Origin of the sequence: Duganella aceris (assembly GCF_011090165.1) — a bacterium.
Lineage (GTDB): Bacteria > Pseudomonadota > Gammaproteobacteria > Burkholderiales > Burkholderiaceae_D > Rugamonas > Rugamonas aceris.
In genome coordinates this window covers 111,068-129,504 of the sequence record NZ_JAADJT010000006.1, presented here as the reverse complement: position 1 = coordinate 129,504, position 18,437 = coordinate 111,068, and the positions used below count along the sequence as shown (strand labels likewise).

General features: G+C 64.8%; 16 protein-coding genes and 1 tRNA gene. 3 read left to right on the top strand and 14 right to left on the bottom strand.

Annotated elements, in window-relative coordinates; translation table 11 throughout:
* Positions 1 to 2 precede the first annotated feature (2 nt).
* Together tssK and icmH are read left to right on the top strand one after the other, a co-directional pair.
* Entirely contained in the window at positions 3 to 1,337 is a 1,335-nt protein-coding gene (gene tssK, locus GW587_RS14370; protein ID WP_166104096.1) for a type VI secretion system baseplate subunit TssK, read from the top strand.
* Entirely contained in the window at positions 1,334 to 2,116 is a 783-nt protein-coding gene (gene icmH / locus GW587_RS14365) for a type IVB secretion system protein IcmH/DotU (RefSeq protein ID WP_166104094.1), read from the top strand. Before tssK ends, icmH begins: the two co-directional genes overlap by 4 nt.
* A gap of 6 nt (positions 2,117 to 2,122) precedes the next feature.
* Here icmH and GW587_RS14360 read toward each other — a convergent pair whose 3' ends face one another.
* The 4 genes from GW587_RS14360 to GW587_RS14345 form a co-directional block, all read right to left on the bottom strand.
* Positions 2,123 to 2,911, bottom strand: a complete 789-nt coding sequence (locus GW587_RS14360; protein WP_166104091.1) for an OmpA family protein — start codon at positions 2,909 to 2,911, stop codon at positions 2,123 to 2,125.
* Between the two features lie 11 nt (positions 2,912 to 2,922).
* Positions 2,923 to 3,891 (bottom strand): type VI secretion system-associated protein TagF, encoded by a 969-nt coding sequence (tagF, locus tag GW587_RS14355; protein ID WP_166104088.1) that lies wholly within the window; start codon positions 3,889 to 3,891, stop codon positions 2,923 to 2,925.
* Positions 3,888 to 7,601 (bottom strand): type VI secretion system membrane subunit TssM, encoded by a 3,714-nt coding sequence (gene tssM / locus GW587_RS14350; RefSeq protein WP_166104876.1) that lies wholly within the window; start codon positions 7,599 to 7,601, stop codon positions 3,888 to 3,890. Before tssM ends, tagF begins: the two co-directional genes overlap by 4 nt.
* A gap of 109 nt (positions 7,602 to 7,710) precedes the next feature.
* Positions 7,711 to 8,550 (bottom strand): M15 family metallopeptidase, encoded by an 840-nt coding sequence (locus GW587_RS14345; RefSeq protein ID WP_166104085.1) that lies wholly within the window; start codon positions 8,548 to 8,550, stop codon positions 7,711 to 7,713.
* 115 nt (positions 8,551 to 8,665) lie between these two features.
* Between GW587_RS14345 and GW587_RS14340 the strand changes: the two genes are divergently transcribed.
* Positions 8,666 to 9,403 (top strand): hypothetical protein, encoded by a 738-nt coding sequence (locus tag GW587_RS14340; protein WP_371875593.1) that lies wholly within the window; start codon positions 8,666 to 8,668, stop codon positions 9,401 to 9,403.
* Between the two features lie 91 nt (positions 9,404 to 9,494).
* Here the strand turns inward: GW587_RS14340 and GW587_RS14335 are convergent.
* From GW587_RS14335 to GW587_RS14290, 10 genes are all read right to left on the bottom strand, one after another.
* Positions 9,495 to 9,570: transfer RNA gene (locus tag GW587_RS14335), tRNA-Asn, on the bottom strand.
* A 57-nt stretch (positions 9,571 to 9,627) separates the two neighbouring features.
* Positions 9,628 to 11,814 carry a TonB-dependent receptor gene (locus GW587_RS14330; protein ID WP_166104081.1) on the bottom strand — a complete coding sequence of 729 codons (2,187 nt, stop codon included), beginning with the start codon at positions 11,812 to 11,814 and terminating at the stop codon, positions 9,628 to 9,630.
* A 375-nt stretch (positions 11,815 to 12,189) separates the two neighbouring features.
* The gene (locus tag GW587_RS14325) at positions 12,190 to 12,885 is read right to left on the bottom strand and encodes a DUF3334 family protein (protein WP_166104078.1); all 696 of its coding nucleotides are present in this window, start codon (positions 12,883 to 12,885) and stop codon (positions 12,190 to 12,192) included.
* Positions 12,886 to 12,894: 9 nt separating this feature from the next.
* Positions 12,895 to 13,161 carry a hypothetical protein gene (locus GW587_RS14320; protein WP_229259452.1) on the bottom strand — a complete coding sequence of 89 codons (267 nt, stop codon included), beginning with the start codon at positions 13,159 to 13,161 and terminating at the stop codon, positions 12,895 to 12,897.
* 39 nt (positions 13,162 to 13,200) lie between these two features.
* Complete coding sequence (locus GW587_RS14315) at positions 13,201 to 14,001, bottom strand: c-type cytochrome (protein WP_166104075.1); 801 nt, start codon at positions 13,999 to 14,001, stop codon at positions 13,201 to 13,203.
* On the bottom strand, positions 14,001 to 15,620 hold the full coding sequence (locus tag GW587_RS14310) for a cbb3-type cytochrome c oxidase subunit I (protein ID WP_166104073.1): 1,620 nt from the start codon (positions 15,618 to 15,620) through the stop codon (positions 14,001 to 14,003). The genes GW587_RS14315 and GW587_RS14310 overlap by 1 nt, the downstream gene beginning before the upstream one ends.
* The gene (locus GW587_RS14305; protein WP_371875598.1) at positions 15,607 to 16,179 is read right to left on the bottom strand and encodes a cupredoxin domain-containing protein; all 573 of its coding nucleotides are present in this window, start codon (positions 16,177 to 16,179) and stop codon (positions 15,607 to 15,609) included. The genes GW587_RS14310 and GW587_RS14305 overlap by 14 nt, the downstream gene beginning before the upstream one ends.
* Entirely contained in the window at positions 16,179 to 16,352 is a 174-nt protein-coding gene (locus tag GW587_RS14300; protein ID WP_166104070.1) for a hypothetical protein, read from the bottom strand. Before GW587_RS14300 ends, GW587_RS14305 begins: the two co-directional genes overlap by 1 nt.
* 9 nt (positions 16,353 to 16,361) lie before the next feature.
* Positions 16,362 to 17,648: a c-type cytochrome gene (locus GW587_RS14295; protein WP_166104067.1), complete on the bottom strand. Its 1,287-nt coding sequence runs from the start codon at positions 17,646 to 17,648 to the stop codon at positions 16,362 to 16,364.
* Between the two features lie 5 nt (positions 17,649 to 17,653).
* The gene (locus tag GW587_RS14290; protein ID WP_166104064.1) at positions 17,654 to 18,367 is read right to left on the bottom strand and encodes a c-type cytochrome; all 714 of its coding nucleotides are present in this window, start codon (positions 18,365 to 18,367) and stop codon (positions 17,654 to 17,656) included.
* Positions 18,368 to 18,437: the final 70 nt, after the last annotated feature.

Below are 18,437 nucleotides of genomic sequence, written 5' to 3'. Positions count from 1 at the left end.
ATATGAGTATTCCATCCAAAGTCCTGTGGGGAGAAGGATTGTTCCTGCGGCCGCAGCACTTCCAGCAGCAGGACCAATATCACGAGGCGCGGCTGCACCGCACCGCGCAGGCGCTGCATCCCTATCCGTGGGGCGTGCGCGGCATCGAGTGGGATCATGACGCGTTGAAGACCGACCGTCTGCGGCTGCAATCGCTGTCGCTGATTTTCCGCGACGGCGAAATTGTCGACGCCCCGGCGAGCGATCCGCTGCCGCCCGCCGTCGATCTGTCGACGATTCCGCCCAGCGTGCTGGAGATGACGTGGTACGCCGCGCTGCCTTCGCTGGCGCCCGGCGGCGGCAACGCGGCGACGGCGGGCAACGCGCGCTACAGCGAGGTCACGCGTGAGATGGCGGACTTGTACACGCAGGCGGTCGACGCCGACGTCGGCTTTCTAAAGAGCGCCGTGCGGCTGGTGTCGGACCAGGAGCCGCTGGGGGCCTTCGAATGCGTGCCGGTGATCCGGTTGCGGCGCGTCGTCACCGGTGGCTTCGAACCCGATCCATCATTCATTCCACCCGGCCTGTCGATCGCCAGCACTCCGGCGCTGAAGGCCATGCTGGACCGCCTGCTCGATGCGCTGCAGGCCAAGGTCCAGTCGCTGCAGGGCCATATGCGTGAACCCAGCCGCAACGTCATTGAGTTCCGTTCCGGTGATGTCTCGTCGTTCTGGCTGCTGCACACGGTCAGCACTTCGGCGGCGGCGCTGATGCACTATGTGCGCAATCCCGAGCTGCATCCCGAGCGGCTGTTCGAAGCACTGCTCGCGCTGGCCGGCGCGATGATGACCTATTCAAAGCAGTACGCGCTGATCCACCTGCCCGCCTACCGCCATGACGATCCTGCGCAATGCTTTTCCGCGCTGGACGGCATCATCCGCGACCTGCTCGACACCGTGATCTCGACCAAATACTTCTCCATCGCGCTGTCGGAGGAAAAACCCAGCTACCACCTCGGCAAGCTCGATTCGGGCAAGATCGACCAGCGCACCACGCTCTACCTGGCCGTCGGCGCGGCGCTGCCGGCGCTGGAACTGGTGGAGGTGGTGCCGCTGCGGGTCAAGGTCGGCGCGCCGGACGATGTCGAGAAGTGCGTATTATCCGCCATGCCGGGAGTGAAACTGACGCACGCGCCGCAGGTGCCGGCAGCGATCCCGGTGCAGCCGGATACCTATTACTTCGCGCTGGAAGGCAAAGGCATGCTGTATGAGCAGATGCTGAAGGCGCAATCGATATCCATCTACGTCCCGGCCGGCATCCGCGACCTGCGCCTCAACCTGATCGCGGTGACGGCATGACGCCCCCGGTCGAACGCCGCGCCATACCGACGCTGATGGGCGGCCAGCGGCGCCAGATCCAGCCCGGCTACGGCCACGTGCAGACCCTGCTCGACCTCCTGCAAGAGGGCTTCTATCTGCTGTTCATGCTGAAGAACGGCGCCGCCCCGCCGGGCGAGGCGCCCTTCCTCGACACCATTACCGCCTACCTGGCGGAGTTCGACCGCGAGGCACGCAAACTGCGCGCGCAGGGCGAGGATATCGACGCCGCCAAGTATGCCTTCTGCGCGGCGTTGGACGAGATCATCCTGTCGTCGCAGTTTCCGATACGCTTCGCATGGGAGCGCCGGCCGCTGCAACTGGTGATCTTCGGCGACCAGCTGGCGGGCGAACACTTCTTCGACCGGCTTGAAACGCTGCGCAGCGCCGGCGGCGCGCGCCTGCCGGCGCTGCAAGTGTTCCATATGTGCCTGCTGATCGGCTTTCGCGGCAAGTACGCGATCGACGCCGGCGACAAGCTGGCCTACCTGACGGCCCGCCTGGGCGACGAGATCGCGCACATCCAGGGCAAGAGCAAGGGCTTCGCGCCGCAGGCCGACCGGCCCGACCAGATCGTCAACAAATTGCGCAGCAATACGCCGTTGTGGGCGATGTCCGCCGTGTTCGCGGTGATCGCATTGGGGGCGTACATCGGCCTGGAGTCGGCGCTGTCCAGCTCAACGCGGAACGCGCTGGCAGGTTATTCGGACCTGGTGAAACTGGCGCCACGGCCGGCGTATGTGACCATCACGCTGCCGTAGCCTGGGTCACTGCGCAATGCGGAACTCGATGCGGCGGTTGCGTGCGCGGCCATCGGCGCTGGTGTTTTCCGCCACCGGGCGGTCGGGTCCCTGGCCGGACACCATCACCATCTCCTGGCTGATGCCCTTGCCGGCGAGGTAGATACGTACCGCCTCCGCGCGCGCCTGGCTCAGCGCCAGGTTGCTCTCGCGCAGACCGGTGTTGTCGGTATGTCCGATCACCTCCACTTTCTTGCCTTTGACCTTGTGCATCGCCACCGCCATCTCGTCGAGGATGGCCTGGCCGGACGGCGTCAGCGTCGCCTTGCCGCTCTCGAATTCGATGATGCGCTTGGCCAGCGTCTCATCCAGCAGGTTTTGTTCGGCGGCGCTGACGCGCAGGCCGTTGTTGACCGTGTAACTGGGATTGAGGCTGGTGGCGATGTCGCTGGCGATCTGCTGCCGCTGCGCCTCGTTGGCCACTTCCCCACGCAGCGTGATATTGGTGCCGTCGATCTTGATCTCGCCTTTGCTGATTAGCTTCAGGTTCGGGTTGATCAGCTTTTGCACATAGCCGTTCCAGTTCGGCGGCAACGACACGGGCGCGATCGACAACTGGTCGACCACCCGCTCCGCGCCGTACAAGGCGCGCAAGTTCGCCAGCATGGCGGCTTTGCTCGATTCGTCCGGCACCGCGCCGGTGACCAGCACCTGGCCGGGCGCCGGCGTGGCCGGCAGCGGCACTTGGGCCGCGCAATGAATCGCTGTGAGCAGCATCGCCGGCATCAAGGCCGGCCAGATAATCCGCTGACGCATCGTCAAACTCCTCAGGCAAAGGTTTCGTGGAACAGCGCATGTGCGGAGCGCAGCGATAGCTGGCCCTGCTCCAGGTAGGCGGACAGCTTCTGCACTGCGGCGTCGCCGGCGATCAGCTCATCGACCCAGCCCGTGTAGTCGAAGCTGATCTGGTGCTCTGCCGCGCATTGCGGAGCGATGATCGCGGCCAGGGTCTCCGGCGCCGCGCCGCCGAAACCGATCACCAGCGACGGCCGCTGATTTAGCTCCGCGATGAACAAGGCCAGTTCGAAGTCGGCCTTTCGCAAGAACGGCGCGATCAGATCCAGCCAGAACGCCGCCACCAGATAGCGTTGGCGCGGCGCGTGCGGCAACGGCAGCAGCATGCTCTTGTCCAGCCTCTCGGCGCCGCTGCGGCGCACCGGTTGCAGCAGCAGCCCGACGGCCAGTATCGTGCGGCGTACCAAGGCACTGCACAGCATCCCCTCCAGATCGGCGAGGTTGTGGCGATCGAGGAAATCCAGCAAGCCTTGCTCATGCTGGCCCGCTGCCGTATCGATCTCCACCCGCGCGGCGGCCAGAGCCTGCAGCGGCGGCTCGGGATCGTCGGCCGCCTGAACCTCCGCCGTCAAACGCTCCAACGCTTGCCACAGCGGCGCCAGCACCAGCGGACTGCGCGGCACGAAGTTTTGTGGATCCTCGACGTCGATGGCGCTCATGCCGAGGAAGGGATAGCGCCGCTGCGAAGCATCGCTGCTGGCCGCCAGATGGCCGGCGATGGCGCGCCTGCTGCGCGTGCCGACGAAGGCGAAGTGCAGCGGACGCATGGCGTCGTAATGGAGCTTCCAGCGCGGATCGGCGCTGAGCGCGTTCATCACCTCCGCCAGCCAGTCGTCCAGCAGGCTGGCCAAGGCCAGGTTGTCGGCGGCCTTGATAAAGTCGCCGCGCGCGGGCAGCTTGCCGAAGTAACCGATGCGCGCGCTCTGCGGACCGCGCTTCATTGCGCCGCTCCCATCGCCACCGCGACCGGAGCGCCAACGATGGTCTCCGGCAGCCGCATGCCCTTGAAGCCCTGATCCTGCGGCGCGGCGGCGGCGCCACTGCTTTCCGGGCTGCTGATGATCTTCAGGCCCATCGCCACCGTGATGGCGCCGCTGGTCCAGCGCAGTTCGAACACGCCGCCGTCGCGCTTCTGCTTGGCCGCCGCGTCGATCATGCGTTTCAACCCGAACTGTCCCGGCTCGTTGAAGATCTCGACGCTGCGGCCGTCGAAGGCCACCGCCGTGATGCGTGCGCCCGGCGCACCCTGCGGACTCGGATGGATCATATTGGCCCACTGCGCCGGCGTGTTGCGGTAGCGGAGCTGCTGGCCGTCGATGTCGACCGTGTATTCCAGCGTCCCGGGAGCCGGCAACGGCTGCAGCTGGAACACCGTCTGTGCGGCGGCCGATGCGGAAGCCACACCGCCGGCGCCGATCGGTGCGATCCAGCCGGGGAAGCGCGCCACCGTTTGCGGCGACAGCGTGATGCCCATGTCGGCCCAGGTGCGCGCCGCCAGCACGTCGCCGCGCCGCAGTACCAGCGGCCCCATGGCGCTTCCCGCGAATTTGGCGATCAATCCGTCCGGGCCGAAGAACTGGGCGATTTCCGCGCTCGCGGCCTCGATGCGCGCGTTTGGCGAGAACGGATATTTGTTGGCCAGCGTTTGCTGGAACGGTTCGTACACCTGCGCCAGCCAGGTCTTGTTGATTTCCGCTTCGGCCGGCGCGATCAGCACCGAGAAGGTCTGCATCAGCGGCCGCACCAGGATCGGACGGATCGCCTGCTTCTGCGCGTCGCTCATCCCGGTCAGCATTTGCTCGTCGACGTAGCGTAGCGCGTCGGCCAGCTCGGAGCCGCTGCCTTCCAGCGTCTGCTGCATGAACTGGCGCGCGCCGGGGCCGGCATCGCCCTGGTTCTTCAGTTGATTCAAGCGGGTACGCAATTTGGAGAGCGCGTCGAGGTAGCCGCGCATCAGCGACGCGTCCTTGTCCTTGGCCGCCACCAGCCGGGCGACGCCGGCGAATTCGCGGCCGATCGGCCCCATGGGCTTGTCGCGCGGCTGGTCGAGTTGCACCTGCACGTTGATCTGCGATGGTCCGCGCCGCAACAGGCTGTTCTTGATCCAGTTGACGAAGCCCGATTGCGCCTGTTTCAGCTCGGCGCTCATCGCCGTCGGATTGTCCCAGGAGGTTTGCTGATGGATGGTGTTCAGCAGCTTGGACAGCGGCGACGCCTGCGGATCGCCGAGCCGGTTCATCGCGGTGACGGCGGCGTCGAAGCCGTTCAGATTGGCGATGGTGACGCCCTGGACGAACTTCTGCCATTCGCGCGCGTAGTCGGCCTTGTACAAATCGGTCAGTCCTTTCTGGATTTGTTCGGGGCTGCCTTCCAGCGTCAGGTCGTCGCGGGCGGCGGTCTTCAGCACCCAGTCCGCGCTTTGCAGCTCGCGCGTGGCGGCGTCGCTGAAGGCGCTCTGCACGAACTTCTCCCACGCCTCGCGGGTGTAGGCGCCGGGGACGGCGTAGCTGCCGGTGAGCAGCGACTGATCCTGCTCGCCGACCATGCGCGCCACCGTCATCGCCGCGTAGCGTGTGTTGGCGCGGGCGCGGATGTCCGCGTACACGCGCTCCCGCGCCGGCATGCCGCGCACCACCCGCTTCAGGTTTTCGCGCGACAGGTCGACCAGCGCCAGCTTCAGATCGACGCGCGGCCATGACGGGTCGGCGATCTGCGCCAGGTAGAACGTCATCAGCCGCTCCGCGCTGTGGATCATCTGCTCGCGTTGCATGGCGCCGCGATTGTTCTCCAGCCATCCACGCCAGTAGCGCGTCAGCTGGTCGTTCAGGTGACTTGGCTCGGCGTGCGATTTATCGGACAGCATCAGGTAGCTCTTCAGCGCGTTGTAGGCATCATCGACGTTGGTGGCGGAGGCTTCCTGGAACTGGCGGCCGGGCGCGACGGCGACGGACGGTGCGGCGGATGCAGCGCCCGGCACTTGCAGTTGGTCCGCGTGCGCGTTCATCTCCGACAGCAGCGTCTCCAGGTTGGCGATCACCGGTTTGACCATCACTTCGCGCACGCCGGAGAAGTATTCCTCGCGCAGCTTGCGCTCCAACAGCTCGCCCTGATAAAGCCCCATGCGCAGCGACCACGGGCGACCGGAGCGATACTTCTCCAGCTGCTCGATGCGATCCTGGATGATCTCCAGCGCCTCCAGCCGCGATTGCAGGTCGAGCCGCTTGTCCTGCAGTTTGACGACCTTGTCGAGATCCGCCTGCACGTTGCTGACCAGTTGGCGATTGCCCAGGTAGGACCAGCTCCAGCCGCCCAACGATACGCCCAGCATCACGGCCGCCGCGAAAAAGGCCACATAGGTCAGCCGCACCTTGTTCTTGCTGGCGTACTGCGATACCAGATCCTTGTCGGCGAAGATCACCTTGCGGAACAGGTCGAGCAGGAAGAAGCCCGACTGCCCTGCCCCGGCGGCGGCCGGCGCCTCCGGCACCGTCAACGCGAAACGCTTGGCGACGCGCTGCGATTGTTCACTGATCGGCATGCCCTCCTGTAGCGCGCTGGTGAAGTAATAGCCGCGAAACACGGGCTTGAACTGAAACGGATTTTCCTCGAACAGCGTGACCAGGAAAGCGCGCAGCGGCGCGCGTATCGTCGAGAACTCCAACGGGAAGGTGAACACCCCCGGCTCCATGCGGTCGCGCCGCTGCTGGCCCATGTTGGCCAGGCTCATGGCCTTGAGTCCGTCGCACAGCTCATCGAAGCTGGTGTCGAAGAAGGCCAGCAATTGCTGGATGCCGACCTTGCGCTTGTACGGCATGGTGGCGCCCCAGACCCGTTCGCGCTCGCCGCGCTCGGCCTGCGCGAAGAACTCGCCGAAGCCGGCGATCAGATCGGCCTTGGTGAACAGCACATACACCGGCGCGAACACCTCCAGCCGCTCGATCAAATCCTGCACCCGCTTGCGCAGACTGCGCGCCAGCTTGATGCCGGCTTCGGGATCGTCGCCGCGCAGCTCGGCGATGCTGACCGCGATCAGAATGCCGTTGATCGGCGCCCGGCGGCGGTACTTCTTCAGCAGGTCGAGGAAGCCGAACCACTCGCTGCGATGCTCGTCCAGCACCGAGTAGCGGCCGGCGGTGTCGAGCAGGATGCCGTCCGGGGTGAAAAACCAGTCGCAGTTGCGGGTGCCGCCCACGCCCTGCACGATCTTGCCGTCGGCGAAAGGGAACTGCAAGCCGGAGTTGGTGATCGCCGTGCTTTTGCCGGCGGCCGGATTGCCGATGATCATGTACCAAGGCAGCTCGTACAAGGCGCGCGTGCCGGAGACGATGCCGAGCTTCGAGCCCTTGATCGTGTCGATGGCCTTGAGCATGCTCTCGCGGATGGCCTTGACCTCCGCCCCGGACTGATCGCGCGGCGGGTCGGCTGCGGCGCCGATCGCCGCCCCCAGCAGGTCCGACTCGCGCCTGGCGCGCCAGCGCCGCCACAGCCACACCATCGCCGCCAGCAGCAGCATCACCGCGGTCGCCGCCAGCGCCCAGATCAGCGCTAGTTCCAGCACCTGCGCGCCGAGATAGAACAAGGCCGCCATCGCCGTCAGGCCGATGATCGTGAGGTGGCGGGTATCGGTCAGGAAGTACCAGATTCTGCGCATCATAGGTCGGGGCCGGTGGAAGCGGAACGCCCAGGCTGCAAGCGGACCGATCAATGGTGCCACCAACAATGCGGGCATTTCTTGAGCCAGAACAATGAATTCCGCGCGGCTATTTCTTCACCGTGCCGGGCACGCGCAATTCGGTGTGGCCGAAATCCATCATGGTCCAGCGCCCGCCCCAAGTCAGGCCTGCGGCCTCGGCCGCTTCGCCGTACAGGCGGTAGCCGCGCATCGCCCACGGGTCCTTTTCGGAAATCACCAGCTTGCCGTCGCGCAGGAAGGCGCAGTCGGCCGCCAGGCCGAACTGGTGGTAGCTCTGGAAGGCCTTGGCGTTGGTCACGCTCGGGCCGGCCAGCGCCAGCGCGTTCTGCCGCTCGGGACTGCGGTAGCCCTCCAGGATCGCCATGTCGTAGCCGTGCTGTTCCTGCATCACCTTGAACACCGCCAGCAGGCGCTGCGCGAACGCGGGATCGAGCAGTTGCCAATTGCGGTTGGCGCTGTCGAGCATCGGCCGCACCAGCGTGACCTCGGCCGTGGTGAAGACCAGCGGCGGCAGCGGCGCCGGCGGCGCCAGTTGCTCGCCCTTGAGCAGATCGGCCACCTGGTCGTTGACCGCGCGGGTGTCGCTGTCGTAGGCCCCCAGCATGCCGCGACCGCTGAGCATCAGCGCCAGCATGGTCGGCACGATGGCCAGCACGGCGGCCGACAGGATCAGCAGGTAGCGGCGGCGCAGGAGGTCCAGGCTTCGTCGCAGCGACGTGCCCGCACCGCGCCGTAATCCCTGAGCCTGCTCCGCGCCGTGGCGATAGCCGCCGCGCAAACGCTGCCCGATGCGACGGCCGATGGCGGACATCGATTGCGTCACCAGCTCGCGGCCGGTGGGGAACAGCAACAGCCAGGCGCAAAAGCACGTCAGCAGGAAAAACAGCAGCACTGAAAAGAGAAACATGGTGCGCTCCGTCAAAGCAGGGTCGGTCCGCTGAAGGGACACTTGGCGAGAGCGTTTTATCGTAGGCCGTTGCGAACTTCGCGTTTCCGGCCAGATCAAAGTCGAGGGAAATATCGTGGATACGCCGACACCGAAACCTGACATGATGGCCGCGCCGCACGCTGCGGGCGGCAAGCGCATTCTCGCGGCACTGGAGCACGGCCCCAGGCCGGCAAGCAAGCCGCTGCGCGCGAGCGGTTGGACGATCGATGGTTGGACCATAGGCTTGGGCTTGCTGTTGCTGCTGATGCTGGTCGTCGCCTGGATGATGCACGGAAAGACGATCACGCCGGCGACCTTCAAGTACGATGGCGGCGAGCGGCGCCACGCCGCATTGCAGCGCGTGGCCAGTCCGGCGGCGCCGGCGGCGGCTGAACAACCCGCCATCATCGTGAACGAGGAGCGCCGGGACGCCGAGTCCGCGATGCAGCCCACGCCGCCGCCATCACCGCAACCGTGGCACAAGCCCATGCCACCCGGCGTGGCTGTGGTGGCGCGCGGGGCGCAGCCGGCAGCGACATCAACCCCGGCCGCGACCACGCGCGATACCGCCGGCCCGGCAGCCGCAGCCGCCAGCGCCACCCGCGATACCGACATCGCCCTGCTGGCCGCGCTGGTTGCGCACGCCAACAAACCCACCGTCACGGTGGCCGAGCGCAGCCGCGATGTGGTGGAACGCAAGGAAGGCGACAGCACCGCCGAACTGCTGGCGCGCTGCCGGCAACTGGGCCTGATCGAAGGCATGCTGTGCCGCTCGCGCATCTGCGCCGAACGCTGGGACGCCGACGCCGCCTGCCGCGCGCCGGCGCACTGACCACTGGATCGCCATCATCCCGGATGCGCTTCGCGCACAAAGCAAAAAAGCCCAACCGGTGAAGGCTGGGCTTTTTGATCTTGCTGTGTTCTGGCTCCCCGACCTGGACTCGAACCAGGGACCTGCGGATTAACAGTCCGTCGCTCTACCAACTGAGCTATCAGGGAAAAGAGGCCGCATTATATACGGCCAATTTCCAGCTGTCTAGGCTGGAGGGCGACTAATTAAAAGTTGCCCTTGAACTGCACGCCAAACTGGCGCGGCTCGTTGACGAAGCCGGTCAGGTTGTTGAAGTCGATCGCGCCGATGATGCGCTGGGTGTTGGTGATATTGCGCGCGAAACCGGCGATCTCGTACTTGCCGCCATCCCAGTTGTAACCCACGCGCAGGCCACCTTCCACCATCGACTTGCCGGTGAATTCCTTGGCTTCGTACAGGAAGAAGTTGATCTCGCTGCGATACGCCCAGTCGGTCAGCACGAACAGGTTGCCGTTGGCCAGCGCCCAGTTGTAGCGCGCGGTGGCGTTGACGGTGTACTTCGGCGCCTGCGGCAGCGGGTTGCCGTTGATCGACACCAGGCCGTTGGCGGCGATCGGATCGGTGATGGTGCACTTGGCCGTCGCGCATTGCGCCACGTACAGGCTAGGATCGTCGATCTTGGTGTAGTTGTACGAACCGCCCGCCGTCACCTTGAAGTCCGGGGTGATGAAGGCTTCGAAATCGGCTTCGATACCACGGCCGTTGGTCTTGGCGGCGTTGATCAGCTTGGTGACGTTCGAGGAGCCGCCGACCACGGTCAGCTGCTGGTTCTTCACGTCGTAGTTGTAGACGCTCAAGGTCGCGCGGGCGCGGCGGTTGAACAGGTCGGCCTTGATGCCGGCCTCGTACGAGGTGATGGTTTCGGCATCGGCCACGGTGATCGGCACCGACGCCGACGCTGCGGCGATACTCGGCGCGCGGAAGCCGGTGGCGACGCGGGCGTAGGCGTTGACGTCCGGGTTGATCTTGTAGGTCGCGCTCAGATCCCAGTTGGCCTTGTTCTTGTTGGTGTCGACCGATTTCGGGCCGATCTGCGTGACGTTGATCGCCGAGGTGGTGGCGAAGTCCTTCTCGTCGTGGGTGTAACGCACGCCGCCGCGCAGGATCCAGTCGGCGCTCAGGTCGTAGGTCAGCGAGCCGAACGCCGCGTAGGCGGTATTGTTCTGGTGGCTGGCCAGGTGCGAGGTTTGCGCGCCGGTGTCGCTGTTGTAGTTGTTGCTGTAGCCGTCGGCGCTTTCCTTGAAGTAGTAGACGCCGGTCTGCCAGTTCAGCGGACCCGCGTTCTTCGATTCGACGCGGAATTCCTGGCTGTACTGATGCAGGCCTTGCAGGCCGCCACCGGTTTCAACCGGGAACGGCACCTGGCCCGGCGCGCCGCCGTCGATGTCGCCACGGCTCAGGTAGTTGTCCACGCCTTCGTAGCCGGTGATCGAGAACAGTCTGACCGAACCCAGGTCCCAGGTCAGGCGGGCGCTGCCGCCGTTGGTGGTCAGGTTCTGGAAGTTCTTGCCGTTGGTGTTGATCTTGGTGAAGTCGTAACCGTCGGCGAAGTCGTTGGTGCCGCGCTTGATCAGGTTGGCGCGGAACAGACGCGCGCTACCGGTGGTCGAACGCTGGTGCACATTGAACAGCGCGTCGAAGGTGGTGCTCGGCTTGTACAGGAACTGCACGCGCTCGGCGTGTTCGTTGTAGCCTTCCAGCTCGTCGTTCTGCTTGGTGAAGGTGTTGTCGACGAAGTCGTCGCGGTGCTGGCGCAGCGTCGAGACGCGCATCGCCCACTCGTTCGACAGCGGAATATTCGCCGCGCCTTCGAGGTTGACCGTGTTGTGGGTGGCCCACGACAGGTTGTAGTAACCCTCGATTTTCTTCAGATTCGGTTTTTCGGATTCAAACTTGACGACGCCGGCCGGGGTGTTGCGGCCGAACAGCGTGCCCTGCGGGCCGCGCAGCACTTCCACACCGGCCACGTCGAAGATCGGGAAACCTTTCAGGATGCCGTTTTCCTGCACCACGTCGTCATACACCAGCGACACCGGTTGCGAAGCAAAGGTGCTGAAGTCGGTGTTGCCGTAGCCGCGGATGTAGAAGCGCGGGAAGGTACGGCCGTTCGACGATTCGACGTTCAGCGATGGCACTTTGCCGGCCAGCACGCGGATGTCCTGGCCGCTCGACAGCAGCACGTCCAGTTTCTCGGCTTTCAGCAGCGACACCGACACCGGCACGTCCTTGATGTTTTCGGCGCGGCGCTGGGCGGTCACGACGACGGTTTCCAGCTGCGGCTCGGTGGCGGCGGTTTGCGCGAAGGCGGAACCGATAGGCATGACAGCGCTCAAGGCCAACAGGCGCTTGTGCATCTTCGACAGTTTGATCATTCAATTTCCCGATTTAAATGTAATGCAAAGAGTTAAAAACAGTGTCTCCTGTTCTCTCTTTTTAGTCGCGCGCCCCGCTCTCTGACGGAGCTGTGGCGGCAAGCGGGCTAGCTATCAGCACCCTTGAAGGATGTTTAGAATGCACCGTCTTTAAGAAAGGCGGTATTTTCTTTCATTGATAGCAGGTATTGCAAGCTGAATATAAGAGATGCTGCGTTAACTGATAGAAATTCGGTTAAGCATATGCGCGAACTGAATAATCGCGTGGTGGGCGCCCCACAACGGGCCGGTGGATGATGAAAAAGGCAGGATTGTGATTTACGCCACTCCGGCCGGCGTCGGCGGCCGTAGCGACAGGCAACTGTGTCAATAAAACTACATTCCCAAGGACTTGAGCAGCTCGTCGTTGGCCTCGTCCGCCAGCTTGTCGGCGGCCGATTGCGACGGCGCGCCCTGATTGGCGTGTTCCTGCTCCATCAAGGCATCGGTATCGGACTCGCTGGAATCGAACTCGTGCAGCTGGATGAACTCGGTGCGGTCGATCGCCAGTTCCAGGTAGAAGATGTTGCTCTTCTCCGTGTAGAACGTGACGCGGCGCATTTCCGGCCGGTCCAGCGGCGTATCCACGCTGAGCATCACCTGCTTGTTCAGCACCAGCATTTTCGGCTGGTTCTGCGTGATGTTGGTTTGCAGCTCGCGCCGCACCTTGCCGGTGAAGTCGCCGACGATCTGGTTCATCAGCTCGCCCATGATGTTGGACACTTCGTCCGACGTATGCGAGCTGGCCAGCTCGGACTTCGGCATGCCCATGTGCAGCATGTAGCGCTCGTAGATCTCCATCGCCGTGTCGGCGGCGAAGTTCAGCACCACCAGGCCGGTGAAGCCGCCGTCGAACAGCACGAAACAGCCGATGTCCGGTTTCAGGCCGATCTTGGTGATCCGCTGCACCATGCCGGAGTAGTTCACCTTGCTTTGGGTCGCGACGTTCAACACCCGCGATACCGAATTACACAGACTCATCAACAAATCCTCGGTGCCGTACACCACACCCGACTTCTTTTCAGCGCTCATGATCAACCTCTACTTGTTTTTTGAAAGCACTGTTTCTTGATCCAGTGCGAGACGAAACAAGACCACCTCGCTCATTAAGCGGACAACCTCATCTTTCCAGTCCTGCCTTTGGAGCGCGCCAGGCGGCAGCGCCGCCAGCGTCGCGCGCAGCAACGCCACCTCGCGCTCCAGATCGCCGATGCGCCGCATGCTGTCGAATGACTCCATGGTTTCCCTTTCGGGCAGGAAATAAGATCCAGAATACCGAGGTGCAAGATTCCCGTCCACCTGAATCATGCATTCTGTGCCAATTTTCCCAAAGACCGGCCGCAGCGGCTACTGATGCGCGGGCAAGGCCTTTCTGGCGTAGAAGATGGCGACAGCGTCGATTTCCTCTTCGGACATCGGCCGGGCGACATTGCGCATCTGTTGCTGACCATCGTTTTTGCGCCGCCCCTGTTTGAAATCCTGCAGCTGCTGCACCAGATATTGCTTCGGCATGCCCTCCAGCCAGGGCGCGCCGAGCTTCTGGTCGACGCCGCCATGGCAGGAAATGCACGGCGCGATATTGCGCATCGGATCGCCGACGCGCACCAGCGCCGGCAGCGTTTCGTCGTAGGTGGTCGGCGCCGTGCGCGCCTTCGGCAGGCTGGTGTAGTACGCCGCCAGGTCGGCGATATTTTGTTCGCTCAGGCCGCGCGCCAGCGCGCTCATCAACGCGTTTTCCCGTTTGCCGCTGCGGTAGTCGAGCAGTTGCTTGATCACCACCTCGGGATATTGTCCGGCCAGGTTGGGCGCGTCCGAGCGGCTCAGGCCCTGCGCGCCATGGCACATGGTGCAGTTCAGCGCCAGCGTCGCGCCCCGCCCCACCGATGCCGGCGACGCTTGCCTGGCCATCGCCGGCAACAGCACCACATTGCTCGCCACCGTCGGCGCGCCCTGCTCGCGGCCGCCGTCCGGCATCCACTTGCTGGGGACGCCGGCGGCGCGGCAAATGCTGTCCCAGATCCCCTGCGCACGGAAATCCGCCTGCACCGACGGCAGCCAGGCGAAGCCCACCAGGATGGTCGCGACCGCGAACACGATCAGGCCGATCGCGCTGATCCACGCCAAGCGATTGGAGCCCTGTGCTCGCATCACCGCGCTCCGATCGGAATGATGGGGACCGTGGATTCCGGCGTCAGCGCCAGTTGCACGATGGGATAACCGTAATTGACCACGGTCAGCGCGATCATCATGCCTACCCACAAGCCCAGCCCGTTGAGCGCGGCGGGCGCCCGGGCGCCGGGATGCACCGCGACGCTGAACTGGAACACCGGCGGCGGCGTCGCCTGCCGTCTCGCGGTCGCCAGGGTGTACAGGAACAGCGCCGCAGAGATCACCAGGATCAGGCCGCCGAAAGCCGACATGGTCACGGTGATCGCCTGCGGATGCAAGGCCGGGTGCGTGTAATCGTAGTAGGCCATGCGGCGCGGCGCGCCCAGCAGGCCGACCAGGTGCCACGGCAGGGTCAGGATCATCATGCCGGTGAACCAGCTCCACAGCTGAGCCTTGATCAAGCAGGGGGACAAGGGCGCGCAGCCGCACAAGGTCGGCCACAGTTCGTACGCCACCATGAAATACATGATGACGATGGCGCCGGCGAAGATCAGGTGGAAGTGGCCGGTGACCCACTGGGTGTTGTGGATCGATTCGTTGAGCTGGTAGCTCATGTTGATGATGCCGCCGGCGCCGCCGAAACCCAGCATGATGAAGGCCAGCGTCACCGCCAGCATCCACGGGTTGCGCCATGGCAGCGCCATCACCCAGCCCAGCGGTCCGGTGCCGCCGCGCAAGCGCCCCACCACCTCGGCCGAGGCCACGATGGTGAACACGGTCAGGAAGGTCGGCACCGACACCATGGCGGTCATCGCCGCGTGCACGAACTTGAAGCCGGCGCCGACCTGCGGATCGGCGAACAGATGATGGATGCCGATCGGCATCGAGAACACCAGGAACAAGGCGAACGCCACGCGGCCCATGGTGTCGCTGTAGAGCCGGCCGCCGATCGCGCGCGGGAAGATGGTGTAGAAGGCGATATACGCCGGCATCAGCCAGAAATACACGATGGCGTGCAAGGTCCACGAGAACAGCACCCGCGCCAGGCCGACGTTGATGGTGTCGGTCAGCCCGGTCGAGGCCGGCAGTATCAGCAGCAGGATCTCCGACGCCGCGCCGACCGAGGTCCAGGCCCACAGATAGGCGCCGGCGACGTTGCCGTACATCGCCAGCGGCACCGTCGCGCCCGGGTTCTCCTTGCGCCACCAATACAGGTTGAGCGACATCAGCGCCACCCAGACCCACGAGCCCACCACCACCAGCACCACGCCGAGGTAATAAAACGTACTGCCGATCATCGGCGGGTAGAAGGTGTACAGCACCGACGACTTGCCGGCGGCGGTGGTCAGCGCCGCCATCACGGTGCCGACGATCACCAGCCAGAAACCGCCCCAGGCCCAGCGCATCCCGGTGAGCGGCCGCTTCAACGCCAGCTCCGAAATGGCGTAGCCGAAGCCCATCGCCACCAGCGTCGGCAGCACATAGCCCATCACGGTGCCGTGCGCGGTCACCGAGCGGTAGTAGTGCTCCGGGTTGTTGATCCACGGCGACAGCGGACTGCGGACGAACATCTGCCATTCGCCCAGCAGGATCGCCGCAAAGAACGCGACGAAGGCGACCCAGAAATGGGCCAACACCAGTTTCTTAGCCCGGTACACAGCTCAGCCTTTCTGCCGCTTTCGCTTTGGCGAAAAATTCCTCGGCGGGGATGACCCGGACTTTGGCCCACATCGCTTCATGGCCGGTGCCGCAATATTCGTGGCAGGGCATCAGCTGCTCGCCCGCCGTCGGAAAGGTGGTGGTGAAGGTCGAGATAAAGCCGGGGATCAACATGGTGTTGGCGTTGGTGCGCCCGATCATGAAGCCGTGGATCGCATCCGAACTGGTGCCCCGGAACGTCACCGGCACCCCGACCGGCACCACGATGCATTGCGGCGTGAACGAATACTGTTGCCCCACCAGCCGCGCGACGACGCGGCCGTCCTTGTCGACCATGGTGCCGAGGTTGCTCTCGACAAACTCGCCCTTCAGGTGCAGCGTCCGCACGTCGATGGTCTCGACCCGCGACGGCGGCATCGTCGCCCAATGCAGGCTGGTGAAAATCATCAGTCCCAGCAGCAGCGCGATGATGGCCATGACGATGACGGCCCAGCGCCGCTCGGCCGCGTCGGCCACGAGCTCGGAGGCGTGGTGCATCTCGGCGGCGTTCGGCGGCATCATTGCACCACGCCCCTGGGCAGGTAGACGATCCAGTAAAACAGGAAGAAGATCGCCACCACCACCACGGTCGCGATGCCGGCGACCGCGAAGGCGCCCGACGGTCCGAGGCTGACGATCTGGTCGATTTTCCTGTCGAGTTCAGCCGATTCTTCATTGCCGGGCGTTTGCATAAGGCTCCTCTATTCGGGTAACAACTTGCGGAGATCGTTGACCTGGGTCGGCGTGACCGGCGTGCCGCTGTTGCCCCAGGCGACACGGATATAGGTGACGACTGCGGCCACCTGCTCGTCGTCCAGAATGTGCGAGAACGGCGGCATGCCGTGCGGGCGCGGATTTTTCTGCGTGCCCGGCGGGTAGCCGCCGTTCAACACCATGCGGATCGGATTGACCGGCGTCGCCATCGTGATCGAGCGGTTGCCCGCCAGCATCGGGAACGACGGCGGCTGGCCCTTGCCTTCGGCGCCGTGGCACATCGCGCACTGCGCGACGTACACCTTGCGGCCGACCTCCATCACCTCGGGATTGACCAGCCGCGCCTGGCTGGTCGGCAGCGGCGCGCCATCCTTTTGCGGCAAGCCCTTCAGGTAGACCGCCATCGCCTTGGCGTCGACGTCGGTCATGTACTGCAGACTGTTGTAGACCACTTCCGCCATCGGGCCGTACACGGTGCCGCGATGCGAGACGCCGACCTGCAGCAGGTCCGCGATCTCGGCGATTTCCCACTCGCCCAGGCCGGCCTCGCGGTTCGACGTCAGCGACGGCGCGTACCAGTTTTGATTCGGAATCATGCCGCCCTCGAAGGCCTTGGACTCGCTCGACCCGCCCAGCGCGTTGACGGCGGTGTGGCACATGGCGCAGTGCCCCAGCCCCTTGACCAGGTAGGCGCCACGGTTCCACTCCACCGTCTGCGCCGGGTCGGCCTTGAACTCGCCTTCCTTGAAGTACAAGGTGCGCCAGCCGATCAGCAGCTCGCGGTTGTTGAACGGGAAGCGCAGCTCGTGTTCGCGGTTCTTTTGCTTGATGGGCGGCATCGACATCAGGTAGGCGAAGATCGCATCCGAATCCGCGCGCGTCACCTGCGTGTAGGACGCGAACGGCATCGCCGGATACAGCAGCTTGCCGTCGCGCGAGACGCCGGTGTGCATCATCCGGTAGAACTCGTCGGCGGTCCACAGGCCGATGCCGGTGTCGTCGTCGGGCGTGATGTTGGGCACGTACAGATTGCCGAACGGCGTCGCCATGGCCCGTCCGCCGGCGAACACCGGACCGTTGGGCACGGTGTGGCAGGCGACGCAGTCGCCGGCGCGCGCCAGGTACTCGCCGTTCTTGATCAGTTGCGTCGATGCGCTCGGCTCCGGCGCGGCGCCGGTGCGCGGCAGCAGGCCGGGGCGCAGGAACAGCAGCACCGCCACGGCGGCCAGCGCCAGGGCGATCAATACGAGCACGATGCGTAGCGTCCTGGACATGGGCGCTACCGCTGACTGCCGCAAGCGAGCGGCATGCGAACCAGGTTGGACGGTTCCGGCGAGGCGTCCGCGCGCGGCGCTTGCCGCGACAGCCACGCCGCCACCGCCGCGATGTCGGCGTCCGACAGGCGCGACGCGATCCGCTTCATGCAATCGGGATCGGCCGCCTTGCGTTCACCGACCCGCCAGCGGGTCAGCTGGCCGGCGATGTAGGCGGTGCGCAAGCCGGCCAGACCGGGGATGCCGGGATCCATGCCGGTCAAGCTCTTGCCGTGGCAGGCGACGCAGGCCGGCACGCCCTTGGCGGCATCGCCGACCGTGGCGAGCAGCAGGCCGCGCTGCTCCGCGGCGGGATCGGCCGTGGTTTTTTCGGCGGGTTGATATTCGGGGCGTTGCGCCGAAAAGTGCTCGGCGATTTCCTTGAGATACGCATCCGGCAGATACGCCACCAGGTAGTTCATCGGCGGGTAGCTGCGCGTGCCGTCGCGAAACGCGACCAGCTGATTGTAGAGATAGCCGGACGGCTTGCCGGCGATGCGGGGGAAGTAGCCGTTCGCCGTGCCCTGCCCCAGCTGCCCGTGACAGGTCACGCAGCCCTGCACCCGCGCCTCGATGGAGTCGAGCTTTTTGAACGCAGGGATGGCGTCGGTCCGTTCCTGCCCATGGGCCGTCTGTAGCAGAAACAAGGCCCCGAGCAGGGCGATTCCGGTTCGATACACAGTGAACTCCGACGGTGAGGACAGAAGTTACCTAGCGAGAACATCCCTACAGCTAAAAAGGTTATTCAGC